Here is a 26,698-nt window from a genome sequence, read left to right as displayed (position 1 = left end):
GCATCGCCTTGTAGGTGCAGCGAGAAAGGAACCCCATGTCTTGGACCAGTAAGCCGCGAGTAGGGTTGGGGAGGGCAGGGGTTGTCGCATGTGTGACGGGATCTGCGCTTCTCATCTCCGGATGTGGCGGAGGCGGCTCCAGTGCCGGCTCTGATTCCGGCAGCGGCGGCGCACTTGAGGAGATGACACTCAAGGTCGGCACCATGTATGGCCCCGAAAACTGGCAGACCGCTGCCATGGAATCGTTCACCGACGGAGTCACCGAGGCGACCGACGGGAAGATCACCTTTGAGTACTTCTACGGCGACAGCCTCCTGGGCTCGGACGAGCTGGCCGGTGGACTGAAGGATGGCATTATCGACCTTGCCACCTTCGTGCCCGTCTATACCCCGGCCGCCTTCCCGATGGATGAGTGGGCTTCGAGCCTGGCGTACATGGCGGACAACAGTCCTGTTGCCGGCGCCCTGCAGGGCGCGGCGGCCACGATGGAGTGGGCCTTCGAGACGGACGAGTACATGGACGAATTGACGTCGCAGGGGATTACGCCGCTTGTCCCGCGACTCCTGGCGCATCACAAGTACGGCATCCTCTGCTCCAGCGAAAACTCGACGCTTGACGAGGTCCAGGGCAAGCGGGCCCGCGTGGGCAGCGCCGCGGCGACCGGCGAGGCCGAAATGTTGAGCATGGTCCCCACCTCCGTGACCGGAGCGGAGACCTACTCGGCCTTCCAGCAGGGCGTCTTGGACTGCTCCTGGACCCAGCCGCCGGACATGATGGCCCTGAGCCTTCAGGACCACGCGAAGTACTACAACGCTGCCGGCCTGATGGGTTTCAGCAGCATGGTCCTGGGAATGTCCGTCAATACCTGGGACCGTCTGCCCCAGGAAGCCAAGGACGCCATCTGGGGCGAAATCCCTGCCTATCTAGAGGCCATGATCACGGGCAATTTCGAGCAGAACATCAAGGCGCTCGATCTCGAGGGTATGAACTACGTGGTCCCGGACGAAGCTATGTCGCAGAAGATCGCTGACTACCACGCCGGACTCGATGAGCAGATCGTGAAGTCCGCACCTGGCGTCATCGCTGATCCTGGTGCCACGCTCGGCGCCATGGAAGCCAACCATAAGGAATGGCTGACGAGCGCGGTCGACGAGCTCGGCTACCCGGCTGATGCGCAGTCTTGGGCGGACCACGTGGAGGCAAACGGCAAGGACATTCCGGATCTGCAGCCCTGGTTGGACGCCGTGACCGAGAAGATCCTCGCCCCGAACATGCCCAGCTAGCAGAGTAACGGTGAGTAGAACCATGGAAAAAAACCCAGGCGTCGGCCCGAGGGCCGCCATCGGCGTCGGATGGATGGCACGGCTGATCGAATGGGTCGGCATGGCATCCATCGTCGTCATGATGCTCCACGTCGTGGCTGAAGTGTCACTTCGTTCCTTCTTCAATATGCCCATAGCCGGCACGTTGGAGATGGTGACGTATTGGTACATCGTGCTGATCTCCTTCATCGGCATGTGGCTGGCGCAGCAGCGCAAGGAGCATATTTCCGTCAGCTTGGTGACCGAACGCCTGGGGCTGAAGTCTCAGGCGGTCGCCGCCATCGGCGGAAACATCATCACCATGGTTCTACTCGCCGCGTTTGTCTGGTTCGGGCTGGAAGGCGCACTTCACCAGGCTGCGCTGGGCGAGTTCAGCGGAGCGACGGCGGTCCCTGTGTGGCCCATGCGCTTCGTTGTGCCTGTGACGCTGGGGGCGTTTTTCCTCACCCTGGCCGTGCAAACCGTCCAATACATCCGAACCCCGTTGGCGGTTCTCGCTGACGACATACTTCCAGAAACGGATGCACGATGATCCGGAATGCGTCAACTGCCGAAATCAAGAGCACTGCGGAGCCGGCCGTGATGACGCCGGTTCCGCGGAAGACCCGGAAGGTCGGACCTTTCCTCCTGATCGCCTGCGCGGTTGCCATCGTCGCACTTGTCTGGGGCGTGAACCAGCCGGTCCCCAATGTCGCGAAAGGCGCGATGTTGCTCGGTTTGATGCTGGTGTTGCTGTTGCTCAACATCAATATCGGCGTCGCCATGGCAATTCCGGGGCTGTTGGGCGTCTGGTTGATCGCCGGTACGCCGGGACTGGTCAACATGATGACCGAAGTGCCGTTCGGGAACACAGCCTCGTTTATGCTGAGTGTCCTGCCCATGTTCGTACTGATGGGGCTGCTGCTCTGGCGTTCCGGGGTGACAACGGATCTCTACAACGCGGCCAAGTGCTGGCTGGGTTGGCTGCCCGGAGGGCTGGCCATCACCACCAACATAGCCGGGGCGGGCCTCGGGGCGGCCAGCGGCTCCACGATGGGCATCACCTATGCTGTGGGCCGTATCGGCATTCCGGAAATGCTGAAAGCGGGCTACGACAAGCGGCTGGCCACGGGCGCGGTTGCTTCAGCCGGGACGATCGGGCAGCTCATTCCACCCAGCATCCTGCTGGTGGTGTACGCCAGCTTTGCCGAGATCCCGGTCGGACCGCAGCTTATGGCGGGGATCATTCCCGGGTTGCTGCTGACGCTGGCCTACATCCTGCTGGTCCTTGGCATCGCCGTCGTCCGCCCGCGCCTGGCGCCGCGCCCCGCGAGGGGCGAACGGGCGAGCTGGGGGGAGCGGTGGATCAGCCTCGGCCGCATCTGGCCGCTCATCGCGCTGATCCTTGTGGTGATCGGCGGCATGTATCTGGGGTTCTTCACTCCGACGGAGGCGGGTTCAATCGGCGCCCTCGGCGCCCTGATCCTGGCCGCATGGCGCCAGAACAAGAAGGACTTTCTCCCATCGGTCGGCCAGGCGCTGCGTGACACCCTCGCATCGGTCGGAGCGATCATGTTCCTGCTCATCGGCGCGGCGCTGCTGAATCGGATGCTGGCCCTCACCGGCCTGGCTCGGTGGTTCGCTGACCAAATTTCGGACGCTGGCTTAGGCCTTGTCGGATTCGTGGTGCTGTTGGTGCTGGTTTTCCTGGTCCTGGGCATGTTCATGGAGCCCATGGCAACGATCCTGATCGTTGTGCCGATCCTGCTTCCGGTGGTCATGGAGATGGGATTCAGTGCGATCTGGTTCGGCGTGTTCGTCGTCCTGATGGGCGAGATCGGGCTCCTCACGCCGCCGGTTGGCATGCTGTCTTTCCTGGTGCACCGTATCGCGCAGGACAAGGACGTCAACGTGGGCCAGAAGGTGGGTCTGTGGGATGTCTTTCAGGGTGCCCTATGGTTCGTCCCGGCCGCCCTTGCCGTCGTCTTCTTGCTCGCGGGCTTCCCGGAGCTGGTGGACTGGTTGCCGACGCTGATGCAGCAATAGCAGGCCGCGTACAGTCTTGACATGAGTGATAGGCGCCACAATAATAAAACAAACGCCCGGTTGATTGCGGGGTTGTCAAATGAAGAAATCAATCTAAGGAGCAATGGGCACCATGGCAGCGAAACCGGTAGAAATCGTTGAGCAGTACCTCGAGGCCTACAACAACTTTGACATCGACGGACTTGAGGCGCTCCTCGCCGAAGACGTCTACCTCACCCACCACAACCGCGGCTTTGTCACCGAAGGTCGCGAGGCAACGGTAGCCCTGTACCGGGCGACGCCGGACCTCATTCCCGATCGGGCCCTCGTCGATAGGACCGGACTGATGGTGGACGGTAATAAGGTACTGGTCCAGCACACGCTCAAGGGGACCAACAAGGTTGACACGCCCTTCGGGCCGGCGGGTGAGCCCATCAGCATTAACCTGGCGACCGTCTTTACGATCTCGGACGGAAAAGTCAGCAAGTACGAAGATTACGGATAAATCAGTCCCACAAGTGGAGAGCATCGGACCGGATGCTCTCCACTTGCATGTCTGGAAAGGACCAGGAGATGTCAGTATGCGTGACCGGAGGAACCAGCGGGATCGGGCGGGCCATCGCTGAACGGTTGGCTCGACCGGGTGCCGATGTATTCCTTAACTATCGCTCCAATGAAGTGGCCGCCAAGGAAGCGGCGAAAAGCATTGAAGACCTTGGCGCCAAACCGCACCTTATTCAAGCGGACGTGGGTACCCATTCCGGAGTCCGGAATCTCGCGCAGAAAATCTCTTCGTTTACCGACCACCTGACAGTGATGGTGCACGCTGCAGCAATGGCGGCGCCTGGAAGCCTTTTAGGCATGTCCGCTGACGTCCTTGACCAAGCTGTCGCCACGAACGGGACGTCCCTGGTCCATCTGGTGCGCGAGACCAGGCATCTATACGGGGAGGGCTCCAATATCGTCTTCGTAACCAGCGCTGGTTCCTCGCGCGCTCTTAAGGATTACGGCGCGCTGGGTGCCCCCAAGGCCCTGGCGGAGCACTTTGCCCGTTACCTGGCCATTGAATTGGCAGCCGACGGAATCAGGGTCAACTGCGTCTCGCCGGGACCCCTTGATACCGAAGCCCGCCGCCGGATGTTTCCGGACACCTGGGAGGCACGCCTCGCGGCCCAGAGCAGCGCCAACCCCAGTGGGCGCGGCCTCGAATTCGATGACGTTGCGGGTGTCGTGGAGTTCCTGTGCCGTCGGGAGTTCGCCATGGTGCAGGGGCAGGTCATCACCGTCGACGGCGGCCTGACCCTGTAGCGGTTCCACTTCGAGAAGCTGGAGGCATGATCAGTGCCGGAATTACGCAGAGCGGCTCTGCTGGTCCCCAAGCCCGGGATGAGTCCTGCATCCTTCGAGCACTACTGGAAGCACGTCCACGGACCGCTGGTCGCCTCCACCCCCGGCTACGGGAAATACCGCACCTTCTACGCGCAAAGCTACATCGTCGGGGAGGGGCCGGTAGGGTCAGCCGCCTGCTTCGCCGGCTTGGCGGAAGTCCGCCTGCCCACGACCGCGAACGCAACAGGAGATTTTTCCGAAACTCCAGAGTTCCAGCATCGCATTCTTCGCGACGAGCAGAAATTCCTCGACAGGCAAGCCAGTGTGGCATTGGCGCTCACGGATCATGTGGTCATTACCGGAACCGGCCCGGTCAAGCTCCTCGTCATGTCTGCTTGCCGCGATGACGTGCCGCCAGAAGAGTTCCGCAGGCAATACCTCACCCGATACGCGGCGGAGCTTCAGGGCACTGGCACATTCTCCCGCCATGTCTGTGGTTGGACAGCGGGCTTCACCGTCGGACCGGCCACATCCCTGGCCGGCGAGAAAGTTGAGAGCTTTCCCTCGTTCGGCGTCTTAGAGGAGTTCCGGTTTGCCGATCGCAAAGGACTGGAGTTGGCCTGTGAAAGCTTTGCGGAGAGCGATGTCGCCAAGATCGCCGGGGACGTGTCCGCCCCGGAGCGCCGCTTCTCCTTCATCATGCAGGAGTGCATCTACTTCCGGGACGGGGCGCCGACGACTGACGCACTCGACCCGGAGGAGCGGTAACGATAATCAATCAAACGGATGGTTGATAATTTCGGCGCCGCGTGTTGTACTGGATCTAGAAATGAGGCGCCGGTAGTAGAAGTTACAAGGAGCGAATCCGTGAAAATCGTAGTTCTGGTTAAAGAGGTTCCCGACACCTACGGGGAGCGGAAGCTAGACCTTGATACGGGGTACGTCGACCGCGAGGCCAGCGACGCCGTGATCGACGAGATCAGTGAGCGGGCATTGGAAGTTGCACTGAGCTACAAGGACGCCAACAAGGATACGGAGATCGTCGCCGTGGCCATGGGGCCGGAGACGGTGACGAAGGCCTTGCGGAAGGCACTGGCGATGGGGGCCACCTCGGCCTTGCACGTTCAGGATGATTCCCTGGCCGGTTCGGACCTACTGCAGACTTCGGTCGTCCTTGCGGCGGCCGTGCAGGACTGCGGGTACGACGTGGTCATTGCCGGAAACGCATCTACAGACGGAGGCGGCGGTGTCATTCCCGCAATGGTCGCCGAACATCTTGCCGTGCCGCATCTGACCTACTTGGACTCAGTCGAGTTGACGCCTCAGAACGTCTCCGGAAAGCGGGGGATCGAAGGCGGAACCATAGAAGCGGAGGCGGCGCTGCCGGCCGTGATTTCCGTGACAGAGCGGACACCCGAGGCACGGTTCCCGGGTTTCAAGGGCACCATGATGGCGAAGAAGAAGCCGCTCACTGAGCTCAATGCAACCGACCTGAACATTGACGCGGTTCTGTCGGAAGGCGTCCGCACGCAGATGGTGTCGGTGACAGAGCGGCCGGCCCGGACCGGCGGCAAGAAGATTTTCGATGAGGGCAACGCGGGCGAACAGCTCGCCGAGTTCTTGGCCGCCGGCCGCCTGATTTGACCCGAGGAAGGGAACGCAAAATGTCGAACATTCTAGTCTTGGCCGAAGTCACCCAGAACGGCCAGATCCATGACAGCACCCCGATGCTGCTGGCCGCCGCCGCGAAGCTGGGGACCCCCGTGGCCGTGGTGGCCGCGAGCAGCGAAACAAGCAGCTCCCTCACCGGACAACTCGGGGCAGCCGGCGCGGCAGAGGTCTTCATCGGCCAGTCAGCGAAGATCTCCGAACTCCTCGTTTCCGCCCAGGTTGCAACGCTCATGGCAGCCACGGAACGGTACAGTCCGTCTGCCGTACTTGCCGGCGGCAGTATCGAGAGCCGCGAGGCCGCCGCCCGTGCCGCAGTCAAGCTGCGCGCCGGGCTGCTGGTCGACGCCGTCGACGTGCGCACCGAGGATGGGCGCATCGTCACGTCCCATTCGGTCTTCGGCGGTGCCTACGACGTCGAGGCGGCCGCAGCGGCCGGAACCGCCGTCGTCATCCTTCAGGATGCCGCCGCGGAACCCGCGGCACCCGTAGCGGCCCCGCAAGCAGTAACGGCCGACATCGCCCTGGATTCTGTTGTCGCGGCCACGATCCGAAGCGTGCAGCAGTCAGAAGCCGGTACTGATCGCCCTCCGCTCCGAGGCGCCGACATCGTCGTCTCAGGCGGCCGCGGACTCGGCTCCCCGGAGAACTTCGAACTGGTCGAGCAACTCGCCGACACGCTCGGCGCCGCCGTCGGGGCGTCCCGCGCAGCCGTGGATGCCGGCTACCGGCCGCAGACCTTCCAGGTGGGGCAGACCGGTGTCACCGTATCACCCCAGCTGTACATAGCGCTCGGTATCTCCGGGGCCATCCAGCACCGGGCCGGGATGCAGACCTCGAAGACGATCGTCGCCGTGAACAAGGATGAAGACGCTCCGATCTTTGATATCGCCGACTTCGGTATCGTCGGGGACGTGTTCACTGTGGTTCCACAGCTGATCAAGACCATCGAGTCCAAGCGCGGTTGATCCGCTATGAAAACGCTGCTCAATCCACAACGCGCCCAGAAGCGGCAGCGCGGTAAATGGGCCACGCTGTTGTGGGCTGTCCCGCTGAGCCTGCTGGTGCTGGCGGGCCTGGTGCTCCTCGCCAAGTGGCTGCGGACCCTGCCTGACGTCCAGTCCTTCATGGTGCAGTTCCCGGGTCACAGCGAATTGCCGGAGAGCGCGCCGGTGGGAATCCCCGCCTGGCTTTCCTGGCAGCACTTCTTGAACTCGCTGTTTATCCTGCTCATCATCCGTTCGGGCATCCAAGTGCGCACCGTGGCGCGGCCCGCCGCGCACTGGACCCGAAAAAACTCAGGTCTGTTCAAGACCAAGGGCAGGCCGTCGAAAATCAGCCTTGATCTGTGGTTCCACCTGAGCATGGACGCACTGTGGGTGATCAATGGGCTCGTCTTCTATGTGCTGCTCCTCACCACAGGGCAATGGATGCGCATTGTTCCCACCAGCTGGGACGCCTTTCCGAATGCTGTCTCGGCAGCCATTCATTATGCTTCCCTCGACTGGCCGATGGAGAACGGCTGGGTCAATTACAACAGCCTGCAGGTGATGGCCTATTTCCTGACGGTCTTCGTGGCCGCGCCGCTGGCTATCATCACCGGACTGCGGATGTCCGGTGCCTGGCCTAAGACCGCCAGGATCAACAAGATCTATCCGATTGAACTGGCCAGGGCCGTGCATTTCCCGGTGATGCTGTACTTCGTAGTCTTCATCATCGTCCACGTCACACTGGTCGCCACCACAGGGGTGTTGCGCAATCTCAACCACATGTACGCCGGTCAGGACAGCGCATCGTGGACAGGTTTCTGGATCTTCGCTGCGTCGGTGGTGGTCATGGTTGTGCTCTGGGTGCTGGCCAGACCGCTCTTCCTCCGGCCCATCGCCTCGCTGACCGGTTCAGTCACGCGATAGCAGCACCCCGATGGCCTCTACATCCCGACCAATTCTGAGAAGGAATGACGATGATCAACAAACAGGTCGCTGATGCCGCCGCCGCCGTCGACGGCATCCAGGACGGCGCCACCCTCCTCATCAGCGGTTTCGGCCCTCCCGGGCAACCCACTCACCTCATCGACGCGCTCGTAGAGCGGGGGGTGGGAGACCTCACGGTCATCAACAACAATGCGTGTGCCGGCGGGGACGCGATTTCCAGACTCTTTGAACTGGAACGCGTCCGGAAGGTCATTTGCTCCTTTCCCAAAGCCATCGGCTCGACCGTGTTCGATGAGTTGTACCTCGCGGGCAAAATCGAGCTTGAGCTGGTCCCGCAGGGCAGCCTCGCTGAACGAATCCGTGCAGCGGGGGCAGGGATCGCCGGTTTCTTTACCCGCACGGGCGTGGGTACCGAGCTGACTGAAGGCAAGGAAGTTAGGGAGTTCGACGGGTTCCGCTATGTTTTCGAAACCCCGCTCAAGGCGGACTTTGCGCTTATCAAGGCGCATGCCGCTGATCGCTGGGGCAACCTGGTCTACCGCAAGACGGCCCGAAACTTCGGACCGATCATGGCTACGGCCGCAGAGACGACCATCGCGGAAGTGGACAACGTTCTGCCGCTGGGCAGTCTCGACCCGGAATCGGTAGTGACGCCGGGCATTTACGTCGACAGGTTCGTTTCAACATCCGGACTGGAAACAGAAAAGGGGCTGGCAAATGAGGCTTAGTCGTCAGGAAATCGCGGCCAGGGTTGCGCAGGACATCCCGGATGGCGCTTACGTCAATCTGGGCATTGGGGTGCCCACGCTCATAGCTGACTTCCTGCCCGCAGACAGAGAGATCGTGCTGCACACGGAAAACGGAATGCTGGGGATGGGATCAGCCGCCGATGAGGGGGACACCGACCCGGACCTGATCAACGCCGGCAAGATTTATGTGACCGAGCAGGACGGCGCCGCGTACTTCCATCACGCGGATTCGTTCGCCATGATGCGCGGCGGGCACTTGGACTACTGCGTCATGGGCGCCTTCCAGGTGTCGGCGGCCGGGGACCTGGCCAATTGGCGCACCAACTCCAAGAGTGGAATTCCCGGTGTCGGGGGAGCGATGGACCTGGCCGTGGGCGCAAAGCACGTCTACGTGATTATGGACCTGTTCACCAAGACAGGGGAGTGCAAGCTGGTGGAGTCCTGCACCTACCCGTTGACCGGCAAACAGTGTGTTGAGCGGGTGTACAGCGACGTCGCGCTTTTCGAGATCGGCGACGGCGAGGTGCGCGTCCTAGAGATTTTTGACCGCGACGTCGATTTCACCGCTCTGCAGGAGATGGTGGGTCTGCCCCTGCGGGACGCGACCGAGGCCTTGAGCCTTCCCCGATAAACCGACCGAGCCTCCGAGGGGGTTGTGGGGCAGCCTCTCGGCGGACTCCATGAGCCCCTCGGAGGATTCATGAAAGCTACCGTAATCTACGGCGCCGGCGACGTCAGGGTTGAGACGTTTCCGATCCGGTTCTCCAGGAGCCGACCGACGCACTTGTGCGAGCCGTTCGCTCATGCGTCTGCGGTTCCGACCTCCACCGCTACAAGTCCATGCCGGCAGCCGAAGCCGGTACGCCGATGGGTCACGAGGTCATAGGTGTTGTCGAGGAGGTCGGCTCGGCCGTGCGCACACCGTGAAGCAGGGCGACTTCGTCATCGCCCCCTTCGGCTTTCAGGACAATACCTCTGTGTTCTGCCGTGAAGGCATCCACACCTCCTGTGTCCACGGGGGGCTGGTACGGCCGGCCGGACTCCGTAGGCCTTCCAGCCGAGCTTGCCCGCATTCCGCTGGCCGACGGGAGCCTGGTCGCCGTGCCCGGAGTCGATGAGACCAGTGACCTGCTGCCGTCGCTGCTTGCCCCTCTCGGATGTCTACCTAACCGGGCACCACGCCGCCTATATGGGCCGGGTGGAGGCAGGGAAAACGGTGACCGGCGACGACGCCGGGGGACTTTCAGCGGTCATGGCGGCCAAGTGCTTCGGTGCCGAACGAGTCATTCTGATGGGCCGTCATCGGAAGCGCACCGATTTGGGTCTAGAGTTCGGGGCTACCGACATCCTCGCCGAACGCGGAGACGACGGCATTGCGCGGGTCATGAAGCTGACCAAGGGCGAGGGAAGCCACGTCATCCTGGACGCCGTGGGCTATATGCCCGCCTACGAGCAGGCCTGTGGCATCGACCGCCCGGGCGGCGTGATTTCGGGGGTGGGCGCTCCCCAGTATGAGGAGGCACCCATCGGCTTCGGATCGTTATTCGGCAAGATCGCGACTCTCACTGGTGGCCCCGCGCCCGCCCGTGCCTACATGGGGCCCGCCTCCAGCAGGTCTTAGCGGGCGAAATTCAATCCGGGCCGGGTGTTCGACCGGACCGCCCGGATCGACGAGGCACCCGACGCTCCGGGCTGTGGCCGACCGCGAGGCGCTGAAAGTCATGATCGCCTTCTGAGCCTCCGGGGCGCCTGCGCGCGGCTGTCGGCCGGGGAGGAAACCGGATCCTCAGATCCGTCTGCTGCATACCACAATCACCTTGACAGGCGGGTGTGACGCAGCACATACTATATCTACCAAACGACTGTTAGATAATTCGAGTCAAGGAGACGCACATGAAGGCTGCAATGTTCCAGACCCCTTTCATCCCTCCGACACGTTCGCCGAAGGAGGTTTTCCAATGGGCGGTGGATCAGGCGGTTGTCTGTGACAAGGCGGGCTTTGGCACCTACCTGGTGGGCGAGCACGCGACCCAGTCCTGGGAGTCCATTCCCAACCCCGACCTGGTGATCGCTGCGGCGGCCCTGCAGACCGAGAACATCGTCCTGGGCCCCATGGCCCACATCCTTCCCTATCACCATCCGTCGACCCTGGCGCTGCAGATGGCTTGGTTGGACCAGATCCTGGAAGGCCGTTACATGGCGGGGGTAGCCATGGGTTCATTTCCCAAGGACGCCTACGTCCACGGGATCAAGGACATGTCACGGAACCGGGACATGACCATCGAGTCGCTGGAGATCATGCAGAAGATTTGGAAGGGTGAGGAGTTCTTCCACGAAGGTGAATTCTGGAGTGCTGGACTGCCCGAGAATGATCCGCACCACCCGAACCGCGACGTGCGTCCCTACAGCGAGAACATGATCGTGGGCATGACCGGCAACAGCGCCAGTTCCCCCTCCATCACGTTCGCCGGCGCGAATGGCTTCCGGGCGCTGTCGACCTACTCGGGTGTGCCTTTCATCAAGTCGCACTGGGAGGTCTACTCAGAAGCGGCGGCGGCCCATGGCCAGACGGTGGACAAGTCGATGCACTACATCGTGCGGGACGTATTCGTTGCCGAAACCGACGCGGAGGCGAAGAAGCTGGCCATGGAAGGAGGTATGGGCAAAGCCTGGATGGAGTACCTGCTGCCGGTCTACAAGATGTTTGGGCTGAACCGCGGACTGGTCGTCGAAGGTCATGAGATCGACCCGGACCAGATGGACGTGGAGTACCTGGCCGAGCATGTCTGGCTGGTTGGCTCGCCGGAGACCGTTGCGGAGAAGCTCAGCGAGTTCAGCCACCAGGTGGACGGATTCGGGCACATCATGCCCTTCTCGTACGACTACATTGACGACCCGGCGCCATGGAACGCCTCGCTCGAGATGCTGGTAAGCGAGGTATTGCCCAGGGTCGAGGAGCCGTCCCTCGCGGTGGCTTCCTGAACGGCAGCCTGAAGGCGAAGGGCCCGGCCCTCTTGAAGACCTGAGCGCGGGCCAAAGGGTGCCAAACGTCCAGGGTGCGGCTGCCGTGGCGCCGATCCGGTGCCGCAGCAGCCGCACCCTGGCGGCGGCCGCAGCTCGCGGCGGGCCTGCGGGTGCCGAGCCCGCATCGAATTTCATTGACAAGCGGTCATTGGCCGGACTAATCTGTCTACCAACCGTTTGGGAGCTTTTAGGATAGAGGAATTGATGGTTACCGAGGCCACAGACAGCCTGGCCGGATTTGCCGCAGAGGCAAGGGCCTGGCTGCAGGAGAACGTCTCGCCGCGATGGCGGGAACACCGCGGGGGACTGGACGAAGACGAGGTCGTACAGATCCGGCGCGAGTGGGACCGGCAGCTGCATCGTGGCGGCTACGCCGGATTGTCGATGCCGCGTGAGTTCGGCGGACAGGGCCTGGGGCTGGCCGAGGAGGTCGTGTTCCACGAGCTCGCCGCGCGCGCCCAGGCGCCGGACGGGCTGGCACGCATTGGCAAAATCCTCACGGCACCGACACTGATCGCACACGGCACTGATGAACAGCGGGAACGATTCCTGCCAAAGATTCTCAACGGCGAAGAGATCTGGTGCCAGGGCTTTTCCGAGCCATCAGCGGGATCCGACCTGGCAGGCGTCTCGTGCCGTGCCACCAAGGTCGAAGGCGGCTACCTGATCAACGGGCGGAAGATCTGGACCAGCTTCGTGGAGCATGCCGATCGGTGCCTGCTGCTGGCTAAGACGGATCCCGACGCGCCGCGTCACAAGAACCTCACCATGTTTCTGGCCGACATCCGGCAACCCGGCGTGGAAATCAGCCCCATCCGGCAGATCTCGGGCATCACCCACTTCGCCGAGGTGCAATTCAACGATGTTTTTGTGGCCGACGACGACCGGGTTGCCGGGGAGGGCGACGGTTGGCGCGTGGCCATGACCGTCCTGGCCAACGAGCGCGGAGGCGTCGAGGCAGCGACCCGTTATGTGGAGATCAGGGCGGACATGGATCTGTTGCTCTCCTCCTGCGGCGAACGGCCGGAGTACCGGCGGAAGCTGGCCGAGCTGGATACCCGGGTGGAGCTGGTGCGCTGGCAGATTTCCAAGGCCGTGGACCGGCAGGAGGATGAGGCCTCGTTCTTCCGGGCCACCTCGGTCCTGAAGGTGCTGTGGAGCGAACTGTGGCAGGAGATCACCTCCCTCGGGCTCGAGGCAGGCGTGCCGGAGGACCGTGATCACTGGCGTTTCCAGTACCTGGAGACCCGCTCCTCGACCATCTACTCGGGAACCTCCGAGATCCAACGGAATATTATTAGCGAACGAGTTCTGGGGTTGCCGCGATGACCATAAAGCTGACGACTGCAGGTGAAATTGGGTTGGCGGGGGCCGCAGCGGTCCGTGAAATCGCGGCCAAGGCGGTAGGTACCGACAACATTTCCATGTACGTTGAATCCGACTCCCCAGTTTCCTGGGATGTGTTCGCCGAGGGCGGCTGGGACCTGGCCGGCGTCATCGAAGACGAGGATTCAGCCAGTGTGATGGACTTGGTCGAGATCGCCCGCGCTTGGGGTGAGAGCTGCCTGCAGCTGCCGCTGATCTCCAGTCTGCTGGCCAAGCGTTACTCCGAGGCCGCACGGGAAGCCGAAGGCCCAGTGACCGTCAGCATTCCTACTGCGGTCAGCCGCCCGGGCTGGGGCGTGGCGGTCTTCGGGCAGATGCCCGGGATCAGCCTTGCCACCGGACTCGGCAGTGGCGCGGATGGGCTGGTCTCCATCCCGGAAGGGGCGACGGCCGATTTCGCGCCCAGCCTGCTCTCCGTGGAAGTCCCGGTAGTGACCGAGTTTTCCTCGGAAGCTGCCATGGCGTACGCCGCGGTTCTTACCGCGGAAGCCGGCGGTGCGGCTGCCAAGGTCGTCCGCGACGCCGTCGCATTCGTGTCCGAACGCACCCAGTTCGGCAAACCCATCGGATCGTTCCAGGCGGTTAAGCACCATCTGGCCAACGCGCACATCGCGGCGGAGCAAGCAGAGACCGCTGCCATTTGGGCGGGTCTGGAACCGGAGAAGGCGCTCGGCGTTGCCTACCACGGCATCAACCAGGCGGTGCGGGCGATCGAGCTGGCCATCCAGGTCCACGGCGGCCTAGGGTTCACGTGGGAGATGGGCATCCACTTCTACCTGCGGCACGTGCTGAGCCTGCGCGAAATCGTTGATGGGTTGGCGCGCCGTGGCTGAAGCAGTCATTGTCTCCGCGACCCGTTCGCCCATCGGCAAGGCCTACAAGGGTTCGCTGGTGTCGATCCGGCCCGATGACCTGGCCGCCCAGATGGTCTCGGCTGCGCTGGCCAAGGTGCCCGAACTCGACCCGGCCACCGTGGACGAGTTGTTCATGGGTTGCGGCCTGCCCGGCGGCGAACAGGGTTTCAACATCGGCCGCGTCGTGCCGGTCAGGCTTGGCCTGGACAGCGTGCCCGGGCTGACGGTGAACCGCTACTGCGCCTCCAGCGTGCAAACCACCCGGATGGCCCACCACGCTGTCTTGGCCGGCGCCGGGGACGTCTTTATCTCGGCAGGCGTGGAAGTGGTCTCCCGCACCATTCCCGGGGTGCCCGACGGGCCGGAAGAAGCCAAGAACCCCATCTTTGCTCCGTCAGACCGGCCGTCCGGCTTGTGGCAGGATCCCCGGGCAACCGGGGGCATGCCCAACATCTACCAGGACATGGGCACCACCGCCGAGAACGTCGCCGACATCTGCGGGATCACCCGCGAAGAGATGGACGACTTTGCCCTCCGCAGCCAGCAGCTCACCGAGCAGCGCCGGCAGGAGGGATTCTGGGACGTCGACATTACGCCGGTCCAGCTCCCTGACGGCACATCGGTCAAGACTGACGACGGCCCCCGACCGTCGACCACCGCCGAGGGCCTGGCCGGCCTGGCGCCGGTGTTCCGGGAAGACGGCCGGATCACCGCGGGCAACTGCTGCGGGATTAACGACGGCGCTGCCGCCTTGGTCATCATGAGCAGCGACCGGGCCAGGGAGCTGGGAATCCGGCCCTTGGCGAAGATCCGCTCCACCGCAGTCTCCGGGCTCTCACCGGAGATCATGGGGCTGGGGCCGGTCGAGGCCAGCCGCAAGGCGCTCGTCCAGGCGGGGCTGACCGCCGCGGACATCGACCAGGTGGAAATCAACGAGGCCTTCGCGGCGCAGGTTATTCCCAGCTACCGCCAGCTCGGTTTCGACGCCGACAAGGTCAACGTCAACGGCGGCGCCATCGCCTTGGGCCATCCCTACGGGATGACGGGCGCCCGGATCACCACCACCCTGCTCAACTCCCTGCAGTGGCACGACCAGCAGTTCGGCCTGGCCACCATGTGCGTGGCCGGCGGACAGGGCATGGCGATGATCGTCGAACGGGTGTAGTCACCCATGCTGCCTGTAGCAGGTGAGGTGACGGACAATATCGCCACCTCGGTGCAGCTCGGGGCCCGCGCCCACCCGCACCGTCCGGCGTTGGCGGTGCAGGGTGGCGCGGTACGGACCTATGCGGAACTGGCCGAACGGAGCGCCCGGATCGCGGGGGCGCTCCTCTTCCGAGGCCTGACTAAGGGCGACCGGGTAGCCATCTGGTCCGACACCCGGCTCGACTACCTGGATGTCTACATCGCCTGCGCCCAGGCAGGTCTGGTGGTGGTTCCCGTGAACGCGCGTTTCAAAGGGCGGGAAGCCTCGGTGATCCTCGCCGACTCCGGAGCGGCCGCGCTCTTCTACTCCGCCGACATGGAACGGTACGTCGACGAAGCATGCGCGGGCACGGACGTCAGGTTCAGGGTCTCCTTCGACGCGTCGCGGGAGCACGGCAGCGAAGCGATGGACGCACTGCTGGCGGGAGCGGAGGAGTTGCAGCGGATCGACGCGCAGGGCGATGACCTGTTCATCCTGGGTTACACCAGCGGCACGACCGGCACACCCAAGGGCGCCATGCTGACCCACCGCAGCGTGGCGCACCTCGGCCGCAGCAACGCCTTGGCCTGCCGCTACGTGCTCGGCAGTGTCCAGGTCTTCGGGATGTCCCTGTCCTTTTCGGCGACCGTACCCGCACATATCCTGCCGCACCTGTTCGTGGGCGGCACTACCGTGTTGCTCGGCAAATGGGACACCGAACGGGTGATCGCCGCGGTGCAGGAGCACGCGGCCACCTTCCTCATCGTTCCCAGCCCGGTGGTGGCCGAGTTCGGGCAGGCCGTTTCCCGCCAGCCGGAACGCATTGCCTCCCTGGTGTCGGTGCTGCACTCCGCCTCCAAGGTTCCGGCCGCCGACCTGGAGCAGTTGTACCGGGCTGTCGGGTCCAAACTGATCGAGGGCTGGGGGATGACCGAAAACTCCGGCGGGTTGTTGACCGCTACGTCCATCCGCGACCTACAGGCGTCGGGGCGCGGGGTCTTGGAGACCGTCGGCCGGGCGGTGCCCGGCACCGAGGTGGCGGTTTTGGATGAAACAGGAGCGCCCTTGCCCGAAGACGGTCGGGCGGTCGGCCAGCTGGTGGCCCGTTCGGCTGCCTTGGCGCGTGGTTATTGGGGGCGTCCCGAGGCTACCGCCGCTATGTTCCGCGACGGCTGGTACTTCACGGGCGATCTAGGCACGATCGACGACGGTGGTTTCGTCAGGATCGTCGACCGCCGCAACGACCTGATCAACAGTGGCGGGATGAACATTTACCCCAGCGAGCTGGAGCAGGTGCTGTGTCAGGTGGCGGGTGTGCGGGACGCCGTTGTGGTGGCGGTGCCCCATGCCCGCTGGGGGCAAGTACCCGCGGCCTTTGTGCTCGCCGGTGATCCCCGCCCCCGCGAGGAGGACCTTGAGGTGTACTGCAACCAGATGCTGGCCGGATTCAAACGTCCCGCGTGGATCCGTGTCGTCGACCAGTTCCCTCTCAACGCGAGCGGAAAAGTGGTGCGGCACCGGCTGGCCGAAGCGGCAACGGCATGACCGGTGCGGCGTTCAAAGTTACGCCCATGGTGTGTTGTACCCTACTGAGAATCGACGGCGCGGACGGGCGTGACAGGGCAATCGACTACCTGACCCAAAATCGATAAGATCAGAACCGACCGTTCGTTTGACACGGTGCTATTCTGGGAAGCGCATCGGTTGGTGTGTGGCGAGAGGAAAATTTGAGCCTGGCGCAGGCAGGGAGGTGGGGCTATGGCTCGGTCTAATGGAAACGTAAGCCTGAAGTCGCCGTCCGGGCGGGTGGTCGAGCGACGCAACCGTGACACGGAAGTGATCGAGGCCGCCGTGTCCATCATGGCAGCCAAGGGATATTCCGCGATGTCAGTGCAGGAAGTTGCCGACGCCGTAGGGGTGCTCAAGGGCAGCCTCTACCACTATTTCTCCTCGAAGGAGGACCTCCTCTTCCGAGTGATCGAAGAGTCCTATCTCCACGCGAATGCTGCCGCCGAGGAAGCCAAGGCCTTGGGGCTGGGCCCGTTGGGCGAGCTGTGCGAATTCCTTCGCAGTGAAGCAGTGCGATACCTGACGTACAAAGACCGGGCGAACATCTACTACACCGAAGGCCGGCATCTGACTGGTGAGCGGCTGGAGCAGATGAAAAACTGGGGGCGCGAATACGAGAAGCGGATTCGCACCCTGGTCTCCGCCGCCCAGGAAGACGGCTCGATTCGCAGCACGACCGATGCGCGCATCTTGGGCCGGTACATCGAAGGGTCGTTAAACAGCCTGCGCACGTGGACAGGTCAAGCCTTTCGCGGACGAAGCGCCAACGAGTTGGCGGCAGAATTCCTGGACCTGACATTGCGGGCCGTTCAGGCCGACCCATCCGTGGCCCGCCGGCACTGAGAAGTCGAGTACTCATGGAACGCGCGATTGACCTCCGTTTTCTTGAGATCGACAAGAAATCTCGTGCCCCACGCGATCGGATCACGATCGAAAATTGAAGCTGTCGTTGCTGCTCGAGAGGGGTCCGATCCTACAGTGGCATCATCTTCGGCGGCGAGTATGCCGCTGCTCAAGTTGCGCTCTCTAAACATTGCCCTCTGTCTCTTGCCGGCCCGTCGCCGTGCCTTTTCTCGCTGCCATTTCATCGTCCAATTCCTGCTCAACGGGTCGAGGGGCAGTCTGCAGAGATGAAGGCTTCCGATAGGAATCACCAACGCCAATAGGATCGTCGAGCTACTAGGGTTTGTGTGCCATGCGTCTTGCGCGGACCGCTGGCCCTTTGTTGCCAGCTTTCCCCTGTGCCTTCACGGGCCCGGTGCCGCCGCTCAGAAGGCGATGCGCCGCAGCAAGTCGCGCAGCGTCTCCCGTTCCTGTTCGTTCAGCTGGGCCAGGGACTCGTCCGACGCCTGGCGGATGATTGCTTCGGCCTGCTTGTACAGCTTTCGGCCGGGCGCCGTCGCAACGATGACCTTGGAGCGGCGGTCGCGCGGGTCGGCTTCGCGGGTGACGGCACCGCGCCGCTCCAACTGGTCCACCAGGGCCACGATCTGGCTGGGATCCAGGCTCAGGAAGTCGGCGAGTTCGCGCTGCGACGGGTTCTCTCCGCTGCACGCCAGCGACAGCACCGAGTAGGACCGCACCTTCAGGTCCAGCTCGGCCAGCATGGTGTTGGCCAGGCCTGACCCCAGCGAACGCGCCCGCGCCGTGAGGAACTCGATCTCGTTGGCCAGATCGGTACCGTACAGCCGTTCGAGGCCGTTGGTTGCCGACGGGCGGACGGCCGTGGTTGGTGCGGACATGTTCCCTCGCTCGAAGTCGGTGCTGCCAAAAATGATTGACTTTTTCAATCATATGGGTTGTCATTGGTTTTAGACCAGCATAAACCGCAACGCACCTCCACGGTGCGGGACGAAGGAGCAACAGATGTCTTTGGCCGGAAAAGTAGCGATCGTCACCGGAAGCGGCCGGGGCCTCGGCCTGGCCTACGCGCAGGAGCTTGCCCGGCAGGGCGCCTCCGTTGTGGTCAATGATGTGGACGCGCAGGTCGCGGAGGAAGCCGTTGCCAGTATCACCGCTGCCGGCGGCAAGGCTACGGCCGTCGTTGCTCCGGTGGGGTCCACCGAAACAGCCAAGCAGCTGGTGGGCGCCGCCGTGGAGACTTTCGGCCGCGTCGACATCCTGGTGACCAATGCCGGGGTGCTGCGGGACAAGTCCCTGCTGAAGATGACCGACGAGGACTTCGACCTGGTGATCAACGTGCACCTGCGCGGCACCTTCACCTGCGTGCGCGAGGCTTACGCCTACTTCAAGGAGAACGGTGTCGCGGGCCGGATCATCACGATCGGTTCGCCCACCGGCCAGCGCGGCAACTTCGGCCAGACCAACTACGCCGCGGCAAAGGCCGGCATCGTCGGCATGGTCCGCACCTGGGCACTGGAAATGAAGAAGGCCGGCGTCACCGCCAACGCCGTCATCCCGGTCGCAGCTACCGCGATGACGAAGACCGTGCCGTTCTTCCAGAAGGCCGTGGAGGCGGACGAACGCGGCGAGGCCATGCCCGACTTCTTCCGCAAGGACCTGGGCTTCGGAACGGCCGACGACGTCGCCGGCCTGGTTGCCTACCTCGCCTCGGACGCGGCAGCCACCGTGACCGGACAGGCGCTCGGCGTGGGCGGCGACCGGCTGCAGCTGTGGTCCCACCCGGAGGCCGTCGCCACCGAGTTCATGGACGGCGGCTGGACCTACGAGGCGCTGACCGAGCGCTTCGACGACCTGTTCGGCGGTCGGCTGCAGAGCGTGGGCGAGAAGTTCCCCGAGCTGCCGGCCGAGCTGCAGCCCGAACCGGCGGCCAAGTAGCCATGGCTCCCACGCGCTACGAACCCGGGCTCGACGTTGCGTCGCTGGCCGCGATCGACATGCATGTGCACATCGAGATCGACGGCCATGGGCACGTCTCGCTGCCGCAGGAGCTGATGGACGCCTCGAGCAAGTACTTCAAGGCCGAGGAGCGGACGCCGTCGCTGGACGCGATTGCCGCAACGTATCGGGAACTTAAGATGGCGGCCGTGGTGTTCACCGTGGACGCCCGGACCCGCCTGAAGCACGAGCCGAACAGCATCGAGGACATCGCCGAGGGCGCCGCCCGCAACAACGACGTGCTGATCCCGTTCGGCTCCGTCGATCCGCTGACGGGTCCGGCGGCCATCGACCGGGCCAAGTCCCTGGTCGAGGACTACGGGGTGCGGGGATTCAAGTTCCATCCGAGCCTGCAGGGCTTCAATCCGTCCGACGAGCGGTTCTACCCCCTGTGGGAAGCCCTGCAGTCGCTGGGCCTGCCTGCGGTGTTCCACACCGGCCAGAACGGCATGGGTGCAGGCACTCCCGGCGGCTCCGGCATCAAGCTTGGCTACTCAAACCCGCTCCTGCTGGACGAGATCGCCGCTGACTTCCCGGAATTTCAGATCATCATGGCGCACCCCTCGGTGCCCTGGCAGGACGAGGCCAACTCGATTGCCACGCACAAGTCGAACGTGTTCATCGACCTGTCCGGCTGGTCTCCGAAGTACTTCCCGGAATCCCTGGTAAAACTGTCCAACTCGGTCCTGCAGGACAAGGTGCTGTTCGGCACCGACTACCCGCTGATCACCCCGCAGAAGTGGCTGGGCGCCTTCGCGGACCTGCCCTTGAAGGACGAGGTCCGGCCGAAGATTCTCAAGGACAACGCAGTGCGCCTGCTCGGGCTGGGCGGTGGGCAGGCATGAGCGCCGTGGCCGAAGAGAAGGCAGGCACCGCGGCCGGGCCGTTCTATCCCTCCGACCAGTACGGCTACGCCACGCTGCTGACCGACGCCGAGCGGACCGTGCTCGGCCGGCTGCGCAGCGTGCTGGAGGAGCAGGTTCAGCCGCTGCTGGCGGATTACTGGGAACAGGGCGAGTTCCCGTACCAGATTGCCCAGCCGCTCTATGACCTGAACCTGATGGCGCCGGCCGAACTGACTGACGGCGGCGCGAAGCCCTCCGGACTCTACGAGGGTTTCCGCAACTTCGAGCTCGCCCGGACCGACGCCTCCGTCGCCACCTTCTACAACGCCCAGTCCGGCCTGTTCCGCACGGCCGTCAACCTGGGCGGCAGTTCCGAGCAGGCTGCAGAGCTGGACCCGAAGATCCGCAGCTTCGAGCTCAAGGGGGTCTTTGCGCTGACCGAACCGGAACACGGATCGGATATTGCCGGCGGGCTCGAGACCAGCGCCCGCCGCGAGGGGGACGAATGGATTATCGACGGCGCCAAACGCTGGATCGGCGGAGCCGTCACCGCTGACGTGCTCGCCATCTTTGCCCGCGACCAGGCGGACGGACAGGTCAAGTGCTTCCTCGTCCCCACCGATGCCCCCGGCGTCGGCATCGCCAAGATCCTGCGCAAGACCTCGCTGCGGATGATGCAGAACGCGGACATCACACTGGCGGGGGTCCGCGTACCGGAGTCCGCGCGCCTGCAGAACGTCAATTCGTTCGCGGACGTGGCCTCGCTGCTGCGCAACATGCGCTCCGACGTCGCCTGGATCGCCGCCGGCGTTCAGGCCGGCGCCTACGAAGCCGCGCTGCGCTACGTCAAGGAGCGCCGGCAGTTCGGCAAGCCGCTGGCCGGATTCCAGCTGGTCCAGGAGAAGCTGGCCACCATGCTCGGCAACCTCACGGCCTCGCTCGGCATGGCGGTGCGGCTGACCCAGCAGCAGGAGGAGGGCATCTACAAGGACGAGAACTCGGCTTTGGCCAAGATGTTCTGCAGCGCCCGCATGCGCGAGACCGTTGCGCTGGCCCGGGAAGTCGTTGGCGGCAACGGCATCACCCTGGACACCGACGTCGCGCGCTTCCACGCCGACGCCGAAGCCGTCTATTCCTATGAAGGCACCCACGAGATCAACGCCCTGATAGTCGGCCGGGCCATCACCGGCACCGGCGCATTCCGCTAGAACCATTCCGCACCACATTCCCCAAGGAGCACCCATGAGCAACACCGTCGTCACCCTCGAAGAACTGCCCAACCTGGTCGGCAAGGACCTGGGCTACACGGACTACCGTGAAATCACGCAGGACCAGGTCAACACCTTCGCCGATGCCACCGATGACCACCAGTGGATCCACACCGATCCGGAAAAGGCCAAGGAAGGCCCGTTCGGCGCACCGATCGCCCACGGTTTCCTGACCCTGTCGCTGATCATTCCGCTCTGGAGCGAACTGTTCGACGTGGAAGGCGTCGCGACCAAGGTCAACTACGGCCTGGACCGCGTCCGCTTCACCAGCCCGGTGAAAGTCGGCTCCAAGGTCCGCATGCATTCGGTGATATCCGAGGTCAACGAGGTCAAAGGCGGCGTCCAGATCAAGACCAACAACACCATCGAAATCGAAGGCGAGGAGCGCCCCGCGGTCATCGCGGAGTTCTTGGCCCGCTTTTACGCCTGACGCCTGGCCGCTCCCGGTCGCAATGGAAGGCAGTTCTACAAATCCTGCCTAACTGTTGATTTATTCAACTATTGTATCTACATTGTATTTAGGTGTGGTGCCGATCACAGTCAGTCTCCCGACGGCGGGGGCGGCGGCGCCGAAGACCGCGAGGAGCAATTCATGAAGAAGCACTTGGCGAAGTTACTGGCCGGTGGCGCGATTGCAGCGATGGCATTGACCGGCTGCGGCTCCGGCTCCCCCTCCGGGACGAACGAAGCGCCGGCAGAACAGTCCGGCGCCGCCGGCTCCGGGCTCACCAAGCTCACCGTGGGCGTGCTGCCGATCGCCCCGTCGGGGGCCATGCAGTACGGCATCGATGAGGGCATCTTCGAGAAGCACGGCCTGGAGTTGGAGTTGCAGACCGGGCAGGGCGGCGCTGCCATGCTGCCCGCCGTTTCCACCGGCACCATGAACTTTGCCGTCGGCAACCCGCTGTCGGTGATGACGGCGGTGGACAAGGGCCTGGACATGAAGATTGTCTCCGGCTTCAGCGCCTCGCGCGCCGAGGGCGAGGACAACAATGCCGTCATCGTCAAGGCCGACTCGGGAATCGAAACCTTTGCCGACCTGGCCGGCAAGACGACTGCCGTCAACACGCTCAAAACCCAGGGCGACCTGACCATCATGGAATCTGCCGAGATGGACGGGGCCGACCCCTCCGCGCTGAAGTTCAGCGAAATGCCGTTCCCTGACATGGAAGCGCAGTTGGAGCGCGGCAACGTGGACGCCATCTGGGTGCCGGAGCCGTTCCAGTCCAAGGCGCTCTCCAACGACGCCTACAAACTGCTGGGCTACCCGAACCAGAAGACGCTGCCGGGCCTGCCCACCATGGTCACGTTCACCAGCGGCAGCTACGCCGAGCAGAACCCGGACATTGTGGCCGACTTCAAGGCCGCGGTGACGGAAACCCTGGAGGCCGCCGAGGGTGACACCGACGGCGTCCGCGCGGTGCTGCCGGAATTCATGGGCATGCCGGAGGAGGTCGCCAAAAACCTGAAGATGGAGGTCTTCGACGGCGAGGTCCGCACCCAGGTGCTCAGCGACATGGGCGAGCTGATGGTCAAGTACGAGTACGTGGACAAGGCTCCCGACGTGCCGGCCATGATCGTGCAGTAACTTTCGTTCGTCGCAAGCGGCAGGGCGGTTTCCGGTGGTGCGGCAGCCGCCCTGCCGCCGTGTCTCTGCCCGTCCCGGGGGGGGTCAACCCGCAAGGTTCCGCCGCCAATGTGCCGTGGCGCCTCGGGGGCGCCCCGGCGGCCGGCCGGAGCCCGGACTGGAGCGCGCGGCCCAGGATCGTTGACTGCCTCCACTATGTCCGTAGATACTGTGACCTAAGGCACACTCTTGCTGCATGGGGCGGTGAGTGGGAGAGGGACCCATGAAGAGAATCAGAACGGTAGCCGCGCTGGCGGCAGTGCTGGCGGCGACAGCCTGCGGCGGCGGCAGTCCATCCGGTGGCGGCGGTGCGGCGCCGACCGGCACCGAGGCCGGCGGTGGACTGACGCCGATCAGCGTTGGGGTCATCCCGATCGTAGACGTGGCTCCCATCTACCTGGGCGACCAGGAGGGATTCTTCGAAGAGGAGGGGTTGGATCTCGAGCTTGTTCCGGCCCAGGGCGGCGCGGCCATCATTCCTGCCATCACCAGCGGCCAGATGGATTTCGGCTTCAGCAATGTCACGTCACTGGTGATCGCCCGCTCCAAGGGGCTGAACATGCAGATGGTGGCCAACGGCGCTTCGACCACCGGCAATCAGGATGAGGATTTTGCCGCCGTGATGGTCAAGCCGGACAGCGGGATCAAGGAGATTGGGGACCTGACCGGCAAGCGCATCGGCGTCAATACGCTGAACAACATCAGTGACTCCACGATCCGTGAGGCGGTGGAGCAGGCCGGTGCGGACTCGTCCGACCTGAATTTCGTTGAGATGCCCTTCCCGGACATGCCCGCGGCACTTGCCAACGGCAACGTTGACGCGATTGCCGCGGTCGAGCCGTTCGTGACCATCGTCGAAGGTGATGGTGCGGTGCCGGTGTTCTCCAACTACGCCTATCCCGTGGAAAATCTCACCGTGGCGACCTACTTCACCTCGGACGACATCGCCGGGGAGAAGCCGGATGTCACCCAGGCCTTTGTTCGGGCGATGAAGAAGTCGTTGGCGTTCGCCGACGAGAACCCGGACCGGGTGCGCGAGATCCTGCCCGAGTACACCCAGTTGGACCCGGCGGTCATTGAGCAGTTGACCCTGCCGAAATTCCCGCAGGAGGTCAATGCCGAATCCATCCAGGAGATCGCCGACATCTCGCTGAAGAACGGCCTGATCGAGGAGATCCCGGACATGAAGGCGCTCCTGCCGCAGCAATAACCGTCCACCGGCCTGCGTTGGCCGACGTGTTGCTGAGGGCCTGGCGGTACGGCTACGGGCGGGCCCCGAGCAGAAACGCCTCTCCGCGTTTGCGGAGGGGCGTTTCACTGTTCCGGGGGCGTCGCGAACCTGCTGGTAGCACTGCATCCTCAACTATTGACTTTCTCAACTAATAAGCCCTAGGTTGGAGGTGTCCGCTGTGATGTGGTTCACCGCGAAGCTGTGAGTTCGGCCCCGCCGGGCTATGAGTTGGGGCGTGCCGGGGCTGTCCAGACCAGCTCGCCGGGTACGTCGGAAGGGTATGTCACGATGCAGAACCAAGGGCTCGGTGCCTGGATCCACAAGCGCCGCATGAAGTCTGCGGAGAAGACCGCGATCATCAGCAGCGCAGGCGAACTGAGCTACGGCGCTTTCGCCGAGCGGGTGGACCGGCTGGCCAACGCCATGGCGGACCGCGGCGTCACCCGCGGCGAGCGGGTGGCCTACCTGGGGGAGAACCACCCGGCGTTCCTTGAAACCTTTTTTGCGTGCGGGACCCTGGGCGCCATTTTTGTCCCGCTGAACACCCGGCTGGCGCCGCCCGAGGTTCAGTTCGCCCTGCAGGATTCCGGCAGCTGCATCCTGGTGCACGCACGCAGCCTGGAAGCGCTGGCCGCCCGGGGCAGTTCGCTCCTAGGGTTGAGCCACCGGATAGTGGTGGAAGATGCCCCGGCGGGAACCGTTGCCGAGGCAGGGGAGCGGGACACCGCCGTCGAACTTCTGGAGGAGGTCATAGCCTCCGGCAGTGCGGAACGCCGTGATGAGGCAGTGTCGCTGGACGACCCGGCTATGATCCTCTACACGTCCGGCACCACGGGCCGGCCCAAGGGTGCGCTGCTCACTCACGGCAACATGACCTGGAACAGCATTAATGTGCTGGTGGACTTCGACATGGCCAGCACCGACGTCGCCCTGATGATCGCCCCGATGTTCCACGTGGCCTCCCTGGGCATGGGCGTGCTGCCGGCCCTGCTCAAGGGGGCCACCGTGGTGCTGGAGCCAAAGTTCGATCCGGGGCGGACCCTGATGCTGATCGAGAAGTACAAGGCGACCAGCATCAGCGGCGTGCCGACCACCTACCAGCTGCTCTGCGAGCACCCGGACTGGGGCAGGACGGACATCAGTTCGCTGAACAAGCTGACGTGCGGCGGATCGGCCGTGCCCATGCGGGTGCTGGAGGCCTACGAGGCCCGCGGGCTCTCCTTCACCAACGGCTACGGGATGACCGAAACGGCGCCCGGCGCCACCACGCTGGCGGCGGAAAAGTCCCGCCCGAAGGCCGGATCGGCCGGGCTTCCGCACTTCTTCACCGACATCCGGATCACCGATCCGATGGGCGAGGTCCTCCCGGCGCGCGAGGTCGGCGAAATCCAGATTTCGGGTCCCAACGTCATCCGCGAGTACTGGAACCGGTCCGATGCCACGGCCGAGAGCTATGCCGACGGCGTCTGGTTCAAGTCCGGCGACATGGGTTATGTGGACGACGACGGTTTCCTGTTCATCTCCGACCGGCTCAAGGACATGATCATCTCCGGCGGCGAGAACATCTACCCGGCCGAGGTGGAGCAGGTCATCCTGGAGCTGGAAGCCGTCAGCAGTGCCGCCGTCATCGGCATCCCGGACGAGAAGTGGGGGGAGGTGCCACGCGCGGTGGTCACGGTCCGTGACGGTTTCTCGGTGTCCGCCGAGGAGATCCAGCAGCACCTGGACGGGCGGCTGGCCCGCTACAAGATTCCCAAGTCCGTGGTGTTCGTTCAGGACCTGCCGCGGACGGCCAGCGGAAAGATCCGCAAGGCCGACCTGCGGAAGGAATACTCGAACTAGC

General features: G+C 63.9%; 25 protein-coding genes and 1 pseudogene. 25 read left to right on the top strand and 1 reads right to left on the bottom strand.

The window, feature by feature from the left end; all coding sequences use genetic code 11:
* Positions 1-182: 182 nt before the first annotated feature.
* From AC5RV3_RS05870 to AC5RV3_RS05785, 18 genes and pseudogenes are all read left to right on the top strand, one after another.
* The gene (locus tag AC5RV3_RS05870; RefSeq protein WP_494121315.1) at positions 183-1,283 is read left to right on the top strand and encodes a type 2 periplasmic-binding domain-containing protein; all 1,101 of its coding nucleotides are present in this window, start codon (positions 183-185) and stop codon (positions 1,281-1,283) included.
* Between the two features lie 10 nt (positions 1,284-1,293).
* Positions 1,294-1,854 carry a TRAP transporter small permease gene (locus AC5RV3_RS05865; RefSeq protein ID WP_494121314.1) on the top strand — a complete coding sequence of 187 codons (561 nt, stop codon included), beginning with the start codon at positions 1,294-1,296 and terminating at the stop codon, positions 1,852-1,854.
* Between the two features lie 137 nt (positions 1,855-1,991).
* The gene (locus AC5RV3_RS05860) at positions 1,992-3,347 is read left to right on the top strand and encodes a TRAP transporter large permease (RefSeq protein WP_494121313.1); all 1,356 of its coding nucleotides are present in this window, start codon (positions 1,992-1,994) and stop codon (positions 3,345-3,347) included.
* 103 nt (positions 3,348-3,450) lie between these two features.
* Positions 3,451-3,831, top strand: a complete 381-nt coding sequence (locus AC5RV3_RS05855) for a nuclear transport factor 2 family protein (RefSeq protein WP_494121312.1) — start codon at positions 3,451-3,453, stop codon at positions 3,829-3,831.
* Positions 3,832-3,863: 32 nt separating this feature from the next.
* Positions 3,864-4,634 (top strand): SDR family NAD(P)-dependent oxidoreductase, encoded by a 771-nt coding sequence (locus AC5RV3_RS05850; RefSeq protein WP_494121311.1) that lies wholly within the window; start codon positions 3,864-3,866, stop codon positions 4,632-4,634.
* Positions 4,635-4,712: 78 nt separating this feature from the next.
* Positions 4,713-5,423 carry an EthD domain-containing protein gene (locus AC5RV3_RS05845; protein WP_494121310.1) on the top strand — a complete coding sequence of 237 codons (711 nt, stop codon included), beginning with the start codon at positions 4,713-4,715 and terminating at the stop codon, positions 5,421-5,423.
* Positions 5,424-5,522: 99 nt separating this feature from the next.
* Positions 5,523-6,299 (top strand): electron transfer flavoprotein subunit beta/FixA family protein, encoded by a 777-nt coding sequence (locus AC5RV3_RS05840; RefSeq protein WP_494121309.1) that lies wholly within the window; start codon positions 5,523-5,525, stop codon positions 6,297-6,299.
* A gap of 20 nt (positions 6,300-6,319) precedes the next feature.
* On the top strand, positions 6,320-7,291 hold the full coding sequence (locus tag AC5RV3_RS05835; protein WP_494121308.1) for an electron transfer flavoprotein subunit alpha/FixB family protein: 972 nt from the start codon (positions 6,320-6,322) through the stop codon (positions 7,289-7,291).
* A gap of 6 nt (positions 7,292-7,297) precedes the next feature.
* Positions 7,298-8,236, top strand: a complete 939-nt coding sequence (locus AC5RV3_RS05830) for a cytochrome b/b6 domain-containing protein (RefSeq protein WP_494121307.1) — start codon at positions 7,298-7,300, stop codon at positions 8,234-8,236.
* Between the two features lie 50 nt (positions 8,237-8,286).
* Positions 8,287-8,985, top strand: a complete 699-nt coding sequence (locus AC5RV3_RS05825; protein WP_494121306.1) for a 3-oxoacid CoA-transferase subunit A — start codon at positions 8,287-8,289, stop codon at positions 8,983-8,985.
* Entirely contained in the window at positions 8,975-9,637 is a 663-nt protein-coding gene (locus AC5RV3_RS05820) for a 3-oxoacid CoA-transferase subunit B (RefSeq protein ID WP_494121305.1), read from the top strand. Before AC5RV3_RS05825 ends, AC5RV3_RS05820 begins: the two co-directional genes overlap by 11 nt.
* 69 nt (positions 9,638-9,706) lie before the next feature.
* Positions 9,707-10,742, top strand: a pseudogene (locus AC5RV3_RS05815) (zinc-binding dehydrogenase).
* Between the two features lie 157 nt (positions 10,743-10,899).
* Entirely contained in the window at positions 10,900-11,988 is a 1,089-nt protein-coding gene (locus AC5RV3_RS05810) for an LLM class flavin-dependent oxidoreductase (RefSeq protein WP_494121304.1), read from the top strand.
* 246 nt (positions 11,989-12,234) lie between these two features.
* Positions 12,235-13,359, top strand: a complete 1,125-nt coding sequence (locus AC5RV3_RS05805) for an acyl-CoA dehydrogenase family protein (RefSeq protein WP_494121509.1) — start codon at positions 12,235-12,237, stop codon at positions 13,357-13,359.
* Positions 13,356-14,249 (top strand): acyl-CoA dehydrogenase family protein, encoded by an 894-nt coding sequence (locus tag AC5RV3_RS05800; RefSeq protein ID WP_494121303.1) that lies wholly within the window; start codon positions 13,356-13,358, stop codon positions 14,247-14,249. Before AC5RV3_RS05805 ends, AC5RV3_RS05800 begins: the two co-directional genes overlap by 4 nt.
* Positions 14,242-15,435, top strand: coding sequence for an acetyl-CoA C-acetyltransferase (locus tag AC5RV3_RS05795; RefSeq protein WP_494121302.1), 1,194 nt, complete (start codon positions 14,242-14,244; stop codon positions 15,433-15,435). The genes AC5RV3_RS05800 and AC5RV3_RS05795 overlap by 8 nt, the downstream gene beginning before the upstream one ends.
* Positions 15,436-15,462: 27 nt before the next feature.
* Positions 15,463-17,001: a class I adenylate-forming enzyme family protein gene (locus AC5RV3_RS05790; protein WP_494121301.1), complete on the top strand. Its 1,539-nt coding sequence runs from the start codon at positions 15,463-15,465 to the stop codon at positions 16,999-17,001.
* A gap of 213 nt (positions 17,002-17,214) precedes the next feature.
* Positions 17,215-17,868, top strand: coding sequence for a TetR/AcrR family transcriptional regulator (locus tag AC5RV3_RS05785; RefSeq protein ID WP_494121300.1), 654 nt, complete (start codon positions 17,215-17,217; stop codon positions 17,866-17,868).
* 425 nt (positions 17,869-18,293) lie between these two features.
* Here the strand turns inward: AC5RV3_RS05785 and AC5RV3_RS05780 are convergent, their stop codons facing one another.
* Positions 18,294-18,767, bottom strand: coding sequence for a MarR family winged helix-turn-helix transcriptional regulator (locus AC5RV3_RS05780; RefSeq protein ID WP_494112625.1), 474 nt, complete (start codon positions 18,765-18,767; stop codon positions 18,294-18,296).
* Between the two features lie 124 nt (positions 18,768-18,891).
* Between AC5RV3_RS05780 and AC5RV3_RS05775 the strand changes: the two genes are divergently transcribed.
* The 7 genes from AC5RV3_RS05775 (at position 18,892) to AC5RV3_RS05745 (ending at position 26,697) form a co-directional block, all read left to right on the top strand.
* Positions 18,892-19,824 carry an SDR family NAD(P)-dependent oxidoreductase gene (locus AC5RV3_RS05775; protein ID WP_494121299.1) on the top strand — a complete coding sequence of 311 codons (933 nt, stop codon included), beginning with the start codon at positions 18,892-18,894 and terminating at the stop codon, positions 19,822-19,824.
* Between the two features lie 2 nt (positions 19,825-19,826).
* Entirely contained in the window at positions 19,827-20,729 is a 903-nt protein-coding gene (locus tag AC5RV3_RS05770) for an amidohydrolase family protein (protein ID WP_493989804.1), read from the top strand.
* Positions 20,726-21,937: an acyl-CoA dehydrogenase family protein gene (locus AC5RV3_RS05765; RefSeq protein WP_494121298.1), complete on the top strand. Its 1,212-nt coding sequence runs from the start codon at positions 20,726-20,728 to the stop codon at positions 21,935-21,937. The genes AC5RV3_RS05770 and AC5RV3_RS05765 overlap by 4 nt, the downstream gene beginning before the upstream one ends.
* A gap of 34 nt (positions 21,938-21,971) precedes the next feature.
* Positions 21,972-22,427 carry a MaoC family dehydratase gene (locus tag AC5RV3_RS05760; protein WP_494121297.1) on the top strand — a complete coding sequence of 152 codons (456 nt, stop codon included), beginning with the start codon at positions 21,972-21,974 and terminating at the stop codon, positions 22,425-22,427.
* A gap of 162 nt (positions 22,428-22,589) precedes the next feature.
* Positions 22,590-23,585, top strand: a complete 996-nt coding sequence (locus tag AC5RV3_RS05755; RefSeq protein ID WP_494112629.1) for an ABC transporter substrate-binding protein — start codon at positions 22,590-22,592, stop codon at positions 23,583-23,585.
* Positions 23,586-23,847: 262 nt separating this feature from the next.
* The gene (locus tag AC5RV3_RS05750; protein ID WP_494121296.1) at positions 23,848-24,834 is read left to right on the top strand and encodes an ABC transporter substrate-binding protein; all 987 of its coding nucleotides are present in this window, start codon (positions 23,848-23,850) and stop codon (positions 24,832-24,834) included.
* A 309-nt stretch (positions 24,835-25,143) separates the two neighbouring features.
* Positions 25,144-26,697: a long-chain-fatty-acid--CoA ligase gene (locus AC5RV3_RS05745; protein WP_494121295.1), complete on the top strand. Its 1,554-nt coding sequence runs from the start codon at positions 25,144-25,146 to the stop codon at positions 26,695-26,697.
* Position 26,698: the final 1 nt, after the last annotated feature.

Source organism: Arthrobacter sp. Y3221114 (assembly GCF_059092625.1).
Note: the sequence above shows the minus strand (reverse complement) of the source record. Positions and strands in the feature narration are given on the sequence as shown.

Coding starts and splice junctions, on each gene's coding strand:
- AC5RV3_RS05870 (WP_494121315.1), top strand. CDS start 183: ATGACACTCAAGGTCGGCACCATGTATGGCCCCGAAAACTGGCAGACC.
- AC5RV3_RS05855 (WP_494121312.1), top strand. CDS start 3,451: ATGGGCACCATGGCAGCGAAACCGGTAGAAATCGTTGAGCAGTACCTC.
- AC5RV3_RS05850 (WP_494121311.1), top strand. CDS start 3,864: ATGCTCTCCACTTGCATGTCTGGAAAGGACCAGGAGATGTCAGTATGC.
- AC5RV3_RS05845 (WP_494121310.1), top strand. CDS start 4,713: ATGAGTCCTGCATCCTTCGAGCACTACTGGAAGCACGTCCACGGACCG.
- AC5RV3_RS05835 (WP_494121308.1), top strand. CDS start 6,320: ATGTCGAACATTCTAGTCTTGGCCGAAGTCACCCAGAACGGCCAGATC.
- AC5RV3_RS05830 (WP_494121307.1), top strand. CDS start 7,298: ATGAAAACGCTGCTCAATCCACAACGCGCCCAGAAGCGGCAGCGCGGT.
- AC5RV3_RS05825 (WP_494121306.1), top strand. CDS start 8,287: ATGATCAACAAACAGGTCGCTGATGCCGCCGCCGCCGTCGACGGCATC.
- AC5RV3_RS05820 (WP_494121305.1), top strand. CDS start 8,975: ATGAGGCTTAGTCGTCAGGAAATCGCGGCCAGGGTTGCGCAGGACATC.
- AC5RV3_RS05810 (WP_494121304.1), top strand. CDS start 10,900: ATGAAGGCTGCAATGTTCCAGACCCCTTTCATCCCTCCGACACGTTCG.
- AC5RV3_RS05805 (WP_494121509.1), top strand. CDS start 12,235: ATGGTTACCGAGGCCACAGACAGCCTGGCCGGATTTGCCGCAGAGGCA.
- AC5RV3_RS05800 (WP_494121303.1), top strand. CDS start 13,356: ATGACCATAAAGCTGACGACTGCAGGTGAAATTGGGTTGGCGGGGGCC.
- AC5RV3_RS05785 (WP_494121300.1), top strand. CDS start 17,215: ATGGCTCGGTCTAATGGAAACGTAAGCCTGAAGTCGCCGTCCGGGCGG.
- AC5RV3_RS05780 (WP_494112625.1), bottom strand. CDS start 18,767: ATGTCCGCACCAACCACGGCCGTCCGCCCGTCGGCAACCAACGGCCTC.
- AC5RV3_RS05775 (WP_494121299.1), top strand. CDS start 18,892: ATGTCTTTGGCCGGAAAAGTAGCGATCGTCACCGGAAGCGGCCGGGGC.
- AC5RV3_RS05770 (WP_493989804.1), top strand. CDS start 19,827: ATGGCTCCCACGCGCTACGAACCCGGGCTCGACGTTGCGTCGCTGGCC.
- AC5RV3_RS05765 (WP_494121298.1), top strand. CDS start 20,726: ATGAGCGCCGTGGCCGAAGAGAAGGCAGGCACCGCGGCCGGGCCGTTC.
- AC5RV3_RS05760 (WP_494121297.1), top strand. CDS start 21,972: ATGAGCAACACCGTCGTCACCCTCGAAGAACTGCCCAACCTGGTCGGC.
- AC5RV3_RS05755 (WP_494112629.1), top strand. CDS start 22,590: ATGAAGAAGCACTTGGCGAAGTTACTGGCCGGTGGCGCGATTGCAGCG.
- AC5RV3_RS05750 (WP_494121296.1), top strand. CDS start 23,848: ATGAAGAGAATCAGAACGGTAGCCGCGCTGGCGGCAGTGCTGGCGGCG.
- AC5RV3_RS05745 (WP_494121295.1), top strand. CDS start 25,144: ATGCAGAACCAAGGGCTCGGTGCCTGGATCCACAAGCGCCGCATGAAG.